The 7391-nt window shown below is 59.0% G+C and carries 5 protein-coding genes and 2 pseudogenes; 5 read left to right on the top strand and 2 right to left on the bottom strand.

What is annotated here, in order from left to right; translation table 11 throughout:
• The first annotated feature begins 527 nt into the window (after window positions 1-527).
• The 3 genes and pseudogenes from AAFX91_RS36850 (at window position 528) to dctA (ending at window position 2595) form a co-directional block, all read left to right on the top strand.
• Window positions 528-677: a hypothetical protein gene (locus AAFX91_RS36850; RefSeq protein ID WP_165421513.1), complete on the top strand. Its 150-nt coding sequence runs from the start codon at window positions 528-530 to the stop codon at window positions 675-677.
• A 60-nt stretch (window positions 678-737) separates the two neighbouring features.
• Window positions 738-895: pseudogene (locus AAFX91_RS36845) on the top strand (beta-ACP synthase); the annotation flags it as partial.
• Window positions 896-1272: 377 nt separating this feature from the next.
• Window positions 1273-2595 (top strand): C4-dicarboxylate transporter DctA, encoded by a 1323-nt coding sequence (dctA, locus tag AAFX91_RS36840; RefSeq protein ID WP_130583735.1) that lies wholly within the window; start codon window positions 1273-1275, stop codon window positions 2593-2595.
• Window positions 2596-3721: 1126 nt separating this feature from the next.
• Here dctA and AAFX91_RS36835 read toward each other — a convergent pair.
• A complete protein-coding gene (locus AAFX91_RS36835; RefSeq protein ID WP_028169064.1) occupies window positions 3722-3913 on the bottom strand; it encodes a hypothetical protein in 192 nt (63 codons plus the stop codon).
• 19 nt (window positions 3914-3932) lie between these two features.
• On the bottom strand, window positions 3933-4253 hold the full coding sequence (locus tag AAFX91_RS36830) for a hypothetical protein (RefSeq protein ID WP_245476787.1): 321 nt from the start codon (window positions 4251-4253) through the stop codon (window positions 3933-3935).
• Between the two features lie 706 nt (window positions 4254-4959).
• On the opposite strand from AAFX91_RS36830, the pseudogene AAFX91_RS36825 reads away from it, so the two are divergent.
• Window positions 4960-6051 (top strand): annotated as a pseudogene (locus AAFX91_RS36825) (IS5 family transposase).
• The gene (locus tag AAFX91_RS36820) at window positions 6048-6254 is read left to right on the top strand and encodes a hypothetical protein (RefSeq protein ID WP_245475127.1); all 207 of its coding nucleotides are present in this window, start codon (window positions 6048-6050) and stop codon (window positions 6252-6254) included. Before AAFX91_RS36825 ends, AAFX91_RS36820 begins: the two are co-directional and overlap by 4 nt.
• The last annotated feature ends 1137 nt before the right edge of the window (window positions 6255-7391 follow it).

Raw genomic sequence — 7391 nt, 5'->3', positions numbered from 1 at the left:
CACAAAATGCTCCAGGCCAGATGGAACAACGACTTCCTTCTCCGCGCCCTCGCCCATATGCGATAGCCCTACCCTGGCCTGGGGGTGTCGGAATACGATAAGTTCTGCCTTCACGTCGCCGCTATGAAGCGTCCGTTCGAGAAAAACTCTGTGGCAAGCGACTCGTCCAGGCGCGGCAGGAGCTCAGCGTGTATCGTCCGGTGAAGGAGTATCGAGGCTGTCGTTTGTAGCTGTGCGAAACAATATGACCGAGGCCGGATAACGCCCGGGGGCAGGCTGTATCAAGGCCTTTGAAGGCCTGTCTCCACATGTCGATGGCGTGGATGCGTGCCATCCAAAAAATCAATTTTACCAATGTTACGGAACGTTGCATTGACAGCACCTGACGCCCGACGAATCACGTCGCTGCTTCTGTCGCGCGACGCGTCGCGACGTGGCTCGGCTGGGGGATGGCGCCGCGTTCGCGTCGAAGCGCGTCATGGAAGCAGCAGCATGGCAGTTCAACTCGCGAAGGAAATTGTCGCACGATGAAGGAAAACGCCGTCGGCGGCGGCGAGACAACGACCGCCAGGCAACTGACCTGGTGTGGCATCCAGTCGCTGGAGTTGAGGGACATCATCTGCGACCTGGAGCAGTCCGACGCGATCGAGATTGAGATGAACACGGATGACGCCTGATCGAATCTCAAGAATGTCGGCGACGCGACTGTCCGCGGCGTGGTCGCTGAGAAGGCCTGAATGGGGAGGCGCGTCGTCATTACCGGAATGGGCGGGTTGGGGACCGACGGCGCCTCCATCTATAAGGAGATACGCGAAGGCCGCTCCGCCATTGGCCCGATCGCAACTCCGAGCTCAGGATAGGGGCCAAGCTCAAAACCCTTCCCGAGCATGACATTGCCGCAAGCGGCTGGTCGATCTCGAGGTCGCGCCCACTCTGCCGCGCGAGCGCAAGGTGCGCGTCGCGCCGAGCAATGCCTTTGCCCTCGGCGGCACGAACGTGGTTCTGGGATTCAGCCAAGTGTCGTCAGGAGACAGTCGGTCCACAGTCTCGTCGGTTGAACGGCCGCATGGCTTTGGCGCTTGGCGCGCGACTTGCTTAACAAAAGAAAACACAGGTAACTGCCGACCTACCCTCGGAATTCACGCTGCGATCTGTCGGATTTCCGACATCGCCGTCTTCAATGGGACACGGCTGGCATAAAAGCTCGTCTGATGCCGTCACCGCTCAACGCGCGGCGGCTCGGTGTTCGAGTTCGTATAGGGAAGGAGCGTCATGACCACCATCGCAACTGCGGCGCCCGCGCGGCCGTCGCAAACTTGGTACAAAATTCTCTACGTTCAGGTGCTGATCGCGATCTTGATTGGCGTCGTCGTCGGTTGGCTGTGGCCGTCGCTCGCAACCAACGACTGGATCAAGGCGCTCGGTGATGGATTCATCAAGCTGATCAAGATGGTCATCGCGCCGATTATCTTCTGCACCGTGGTCTCGGGCATCGCGCACATCCAGGATGCGAAAAAGGTCGGCCGGGTCGGCCTCAAGGCGCTGGTCTATTTCGAGATCGTCTCCACTTTTGCCTTGTTGCTCGGCCTGGTGATGGGCAATCTTTTCCAGATTGGCCACGGCCTTGCGGCCAAGCCCGATGCCGCAGCCGTCGCCAATTACGTGAAGCAGGCGGAAGCCTCGAAAAGCGTCGATTTCATCCTCAATATCATTCCCGACAGCGTGGTCGGCGCGCTGGCGCGCGGCGATATCCTGCAGGTACTCTTGTTTGCCATCCTGTTCGGCTTCTCGCTGATGGCGCTGGGTGAGCGCGGCGAGAAGTTGCGCGGCATGATCGACGACACGGCGCACGCCGTGTTCGGCGTCATTGCCATTGTCATGAAGGCAGCGCCGATTGGCGCGTTCGGCGCCATGGCTTTCACGATCGGTAAGTTCGGACCCTCGGCGCTCGGGAATCTGATCGGGCTCATCGCGCTGTTCTATGCCACGGCCGCGCTATTCGTGGTAGTCGTGCTTGGTCTGATCGCGCGTTTCGTTGGCTTTTCGATCTTCAAGTTTATCGCCTATGTCAAAGACGAGCTCTTGCTCGTGCTCGGCACCTCGTCCTCGGAAAGCGCGCTGCCGCAGTTGATGAAGAAGCTCGAGCGGCTAGGCTGCTCCAAGCCCGTGGTCGGGCTCGTGGTGCCGACCGGCTACTCCTTCAACCTCGATGGCACCAACATCTACATGACCTTGGGAACGCTGTTTATCGCGCAGGCGCTCGGGGTCGATCTCACCTTCGGCCAGCAGCTCACGATCCTGATCGTGGCGATGCTGACGTCGAAAGGCGCAAGCGGTATCACCGGGGCCGGCTTCATCACGCTCGCGGCGACGCTATCAGCGGTTAATCCGGCGCTGGTGCCGGGCATGGCAATCGTGTTCTCGATCGATAAATTCATGAGCGAGGTGCGTGCACTTACCAATATCATGGGCAACGGTATTGCCGCGGTGTTCGTGTCCTGGTGGGAAGGCGAACTCGACGAGGCCACGCTTCATGCGCGGCTCAACCAGGAAATTGGTGCGGCCGACGGCGAGACCACAAACACGACGGGGTAGGGGCTGCATTTCTGTTCGTCATTCCAGGACGCGTTGACGCAGGTGTACGCGAACTCGCGAGTCTTGCTTGTCCAAGTCGGCAGCAGCCGACTTGGATTACGAAGGCGGAATCTCTCGCCGCGACCTCTGGATTGCCGGTTCGCTCGCTTTCGTGAGCGCGCCGGAATAACGTCCTAAAGAGGCTGCTCCGTGAGACGAGGGGACGAAACCCTCGGTTTCGCCGGGCGGTTTCTCATGAGCGCCGAGTCTGAACAACTGCTTGAAAGTGATAGTCCTCTATCCAATCGCATGACGGCGAAGCGTTAGCGAAGTGCAATGCCCCATCGCAAGCGGGTCTGAAGGTTAGCTTGAATCGAATTTGGATTCCCAAATCAGGAGACTTCGGATTTACCATGCTGGCTGGGCCTGGAGGCCAGCACGGATCGGCAAGCCTTACTCTGAGGATCTTCGGAAGCGGGGCGTTGCAGGGTTGTTTCCGGTGGATTGTCCTGCAACGAGGCGGCTAAACATTCGGTGTTGCGGTCAGCACGGCCGTTGGATGGGCGCGACGGCATTGCGAGACCGGCAGCGTGGTGCCCGGCAGGGATGCGCGGCAACAGGTCGAAGGCCATTTCCGGCAAACACCGCGTCCGGGTTTTAGGGCGAATCAAGGGGACTTCACCCTGCGCGGCTTGGTCGCCGAGCTCACTGATCGCGGACCTAAGGCTGATTACCGTTCAATATGGGAGTTCTCCACGCCGAGAAGCTCAGCTTGAAAAAACTGTGGCTGGCGAACGCGAGATCTGGGCCAGGACCGATATGGGGCCTTGCGGGGGTGCGCCGCGTGGCCAGAGGATTCACAGCAAGAGTCCCAACGGCCGCTGGACGACCATAACCTTCCTGGCCGCGTTGCGCCATGACTGGATTGAGGCGCCATGGTTTCTCGAGGGCCGAACGATGGCGAGAGTTTCCGCCTCTACGTCGAGAGAGTCCTCCTTCCGACGCTTTGTCCCGGCGACATCCTAACCATGGACGATCTCGGCAGCCACAGACGCAAAATCGTGCGTCAGCTTACCCGCCTCGTGAATTTCGCATAAGTGCCGCTCTCGTGAACCCAGAGCCGATTCTTGGCATCGTGCGACCGTCTTTACAGCTCCGTCTTCGTGCCACAGACTTTTACAGATATAGCGCGCTCGAGCTCGGACGCCAAACCACTCAAGTGATCCGCAAGCTTTGCGAACAGCTCTCGCTTTTCCTGGTCAGTTGCCAGATCGCTGATCAATTTGCACTCGGCTGCATCGGTGCGGAGCTCTTTCAGTTGCTTCTGCAGGTCTTTCATCGGTATGCCCGTGGAGCGGCTATTCAGACCAATTAATCGGAGTGTACTTCAGCTCTCGCCGCTCCATTTCCGAACGAAGCAATTCAGCATAGCTGCGCAGATTGTTACCGACAAAGCGGCAACGTCCGCCGTCCGCGCGACCAGCCAACACTTGCCGCCGCACACTTTCCCAAAGAAACAATAAGCTCTCATCTTTCGAGTTTGAAAACCTCATCCGGACACCCCAATCCTTGCGCGCAAATGCTACCGCCATCTCAACGGCCTGAAGTGTTCGTTTCGGACACTCCCGCGCAGAAACCAAGTACCCGTTGCACATTTGCCACATGAGCCTTTCGGTCACCGCCCTACGCCTATCAGGCGGTTGGAGCAGAGCAGCTGGGTCTTACAGCTTCTGTCTTTGACGGTTCCACATGCTGCCAGCTAGTCGCTGTGGCTCGGACTCATCACTTGGCTGCGAACGCATTTCGCGCTCAGGAAAAAAATTGACTGTGTAAGCGGTCGCGCAGTTCAAAAGGAAGTGAGCGATGGAGGTGGCGTATGTATTCGGCTCTTGTCGGGACTCTTATTCTTTTGAGCATTGGCATCCTATTGGCCCACGCGCCGGACGCTTTTCGCTCGGGTCGTGATAGCAATTCCCGACACTAACTATACTCTCATGCAAACAGCGCCGCGCCCGCCTCAGTGCTGACGACGGATCGCGCCCGGGTAAGCGATCGAGTGCTTCTCTTAGAGCGCCGTCGTGCGTGCAGAGGCCCTCTCCCGTGAGCATAACCATATCAGCGGCCTCGCCCTTGGCCGCTCGGGAGATCCGGCCATCGGCGACTTCGGCGATCCCAAGGTGATCCGGAAATACTGCGAACTGATCGCGGATCCGATCCGCACGCGGGGATCGTATCCTTCTCGCAAGTCGGCGCGAGGCTCAGATCAGACCCGATCAGGAGGTCGCTTATATAGGTGCCGTCTAGCTCTAACAGCCTGTTGAAGAAGTCGGTAGCGAAGCGTTTCGTATCGTGATTCTCTAGGACCAGGATTTAACTGGGGGCGCGATGCGGGGGAGTGACGAACAGTCCGGCTCGCTTTTTAGTTATGTGGACCTGGAGGCTCGGGTTCGGGTCGACCACCCGCTACGGGTGATCCGAGACTTGGCGAATGCGGCGCTGGGCGACCTTTCTGGGGAGTTCGGCAAGCTCTATACGAACGTCGATCGCACCGGAGAAGTTGCTTCGGGCGATGCTCCTCCCGGCATTTTATGGGGTTCGCTCGGAACGGCATCTGATGGAATGGATGGAGTTCGATCTTCTGTTCCGCTGGTTCGTTGGGCTCGGGGTGGATGATGCGGTTTTGGGACCATTCGACCTTCTCGAAGAACCGCGACCGGCTGCTCGAAGGCGAGATTGCGGCCAAGTTCCTGAACGCGCTTTTGGCGCAACCAAAGGTCAAGCGTCTACTATCGAGCGATCACTTCTCGGTGGATGGTACGCTGATTGAAAGCCCGGGCTTCGATCAAGAGCTTCCGGAAGAAGGATGGCAGCGACAAAGACGAGGACGGTCCGGGACGCAATGCTGAGCGCAGCTTCCACAAGGAGAAGCGATCGAACGAGACATGCGAGCACGACCGATCCCGAGGCGCGGCTCTACAAGAAGGGTGACGGCCAGCCGGCTAAGCTGAGCTATATGGGCCATGCGCTGATGGAGAACCGCAATGGTTTAGCGGTCTTGGGTGGGGTGAGCCAAGCGACGGGCACCGCCGAACGGGAGATTGCGCTTGCCATATCGACAGGCGCGGGTGCGCGAAACGGATCACTCTGGGGGCGGATAAGGCCTATGATGTCACGCAGTTCGTCCACGAGCTGAGAGATAGATCGGTTACTCCGCATATTGCGATTGATGGACATCTGAGTAAGACCGGCAAGCGGCGCAAGACGGCGATCGACGCGCGGACCACACGTCACAGCGGCTACGACATCAGCCAACGCTGCCGCAAACGCATCGAAGAAGTCTTCGGCTGGATCAAGAGTTCCGCTGGCTTGGCCAAGATCAAGCTGCGAGGCCGCGACCGGGTGGATGCCGTGTTCGTCCTGGCGCTTGCGGTCTATAATTTGATCCGGCTTCCCAAGCTTCTGGCGGCACCGGCATGAGCATTCGGGGCAGATGGCAGGTCGTCGAGACACCGAGCTACGGCATGGCCTTGGCGAGCGCCTACATCCTGTTCGACGAGGCCGGCGGCGAATTCGCCTTCGATTGCCGCACAGGCTCCATTCATGGAACCTGCCACGGCGATGCCGCCGAGTTCGGCTGGCAGGGAAACGACGAAATGGAGCCAGCCGAGGGTGACGGCTAGGCCGAACTGCAGGATGACGGCTCACTCGAAGGGGAGATCTGCCTTCTCAACGGTGACAACATCCCATTCATCGCGCGCCGTTCAAAGACTTCTTCAACAGCCTGCTAGCTAGGGGCGGCTAGGTTGGTTCTTTGGCTCGGGCGAATCCGTTCGGAGATCAGAGTCCCGCTGCAGGTCGCGTAAACGAAGTCTCCGCGACATCGAAATCCAGAGATCGTCGGGCCAGCTATTTAGATCAATGTCGATCACAAGCGCAACGCAACCCACGCCCTGAGGAGGCGGCCCATACTTGGCACGCGAACAAGTGAACATCCGTGCGGCCTTTGCACCGGGGGGTGGGGCCGGATCATCGGCGCCTTTTCGTGTGGCATATCATTTGCAAGGGGTCATGCGGGCTGGACACGGCCAGGTGCCGCGCCATGCCCCAACAGCCCGACGCACCTCATACCCGGCAGTGTGCGTCGGGCTTCGCGCTGTTTCAGCGTCCACGCTCGGCCGCATTCACCGGTGCTAAGTCGGATGTAGAGTGGTTCGATAGGCCGAGACCGCGCTGCCGTTTCACTTCGAGAAAGTGGGACACTATGTACTGGCGCCGGTGCAACAACAAAGACTCTTGGTGGTCCTGGCGTGGGCAATCACTTCCCGGCGTATGTGGAGAACACGTTTGTCAACTTGCATACGCTAGATCGCGCGACCGGATTTGCCGAATTGAATAACGTGCGCGAATTTCCGGAACACCTCGGTCATCCGTTGGTTGCTTGTCTTTCCTGCTACAGGATGGGCGACATCTCCTATGTTCGGTGTCGAAACGGCCGCGCCCCATGCGCGCGCTGAACGAAATCGGCGAAGACGTTTCCCAGCACCAAACCGACGTGCCTAAGTTGCTTCTAAGATCCTGGAGGCCGCGATCCGCAAAGAGAGGTCAATCGACGACCTCAAGCGTATAGGCCAGAAGGCGCTTGCCAATGCGGCCATCTTGTGTCGCCAGCTTGGCAGCTTTGGCATGTCATTTCGCTCATGAGAACGCATAGACGACCCAGCAGATACCGGCCCAGAGGAGAGTGAAATGGACCCGCGGAGCGGGACCGCTTGAACCGGTTTGTTAGTTGGAAACTGACCGCTCCTGATCCCTTTCTA

Origin of the sequence: Bradyrhizobium sp. 31Argb (genome assembly GCF_043638955.1) — a bacterium.
Lineage (GTDB): Bacteria > Pseudomonadota > Alphaproteobacteria > Rhizobiales > Xanthobacteraceae > Bradyrhizobium.
Note: the sequence above shows the minus strand (reverse complement) of the source record. Positions and strands in the feature narration are given on the sequence as shown.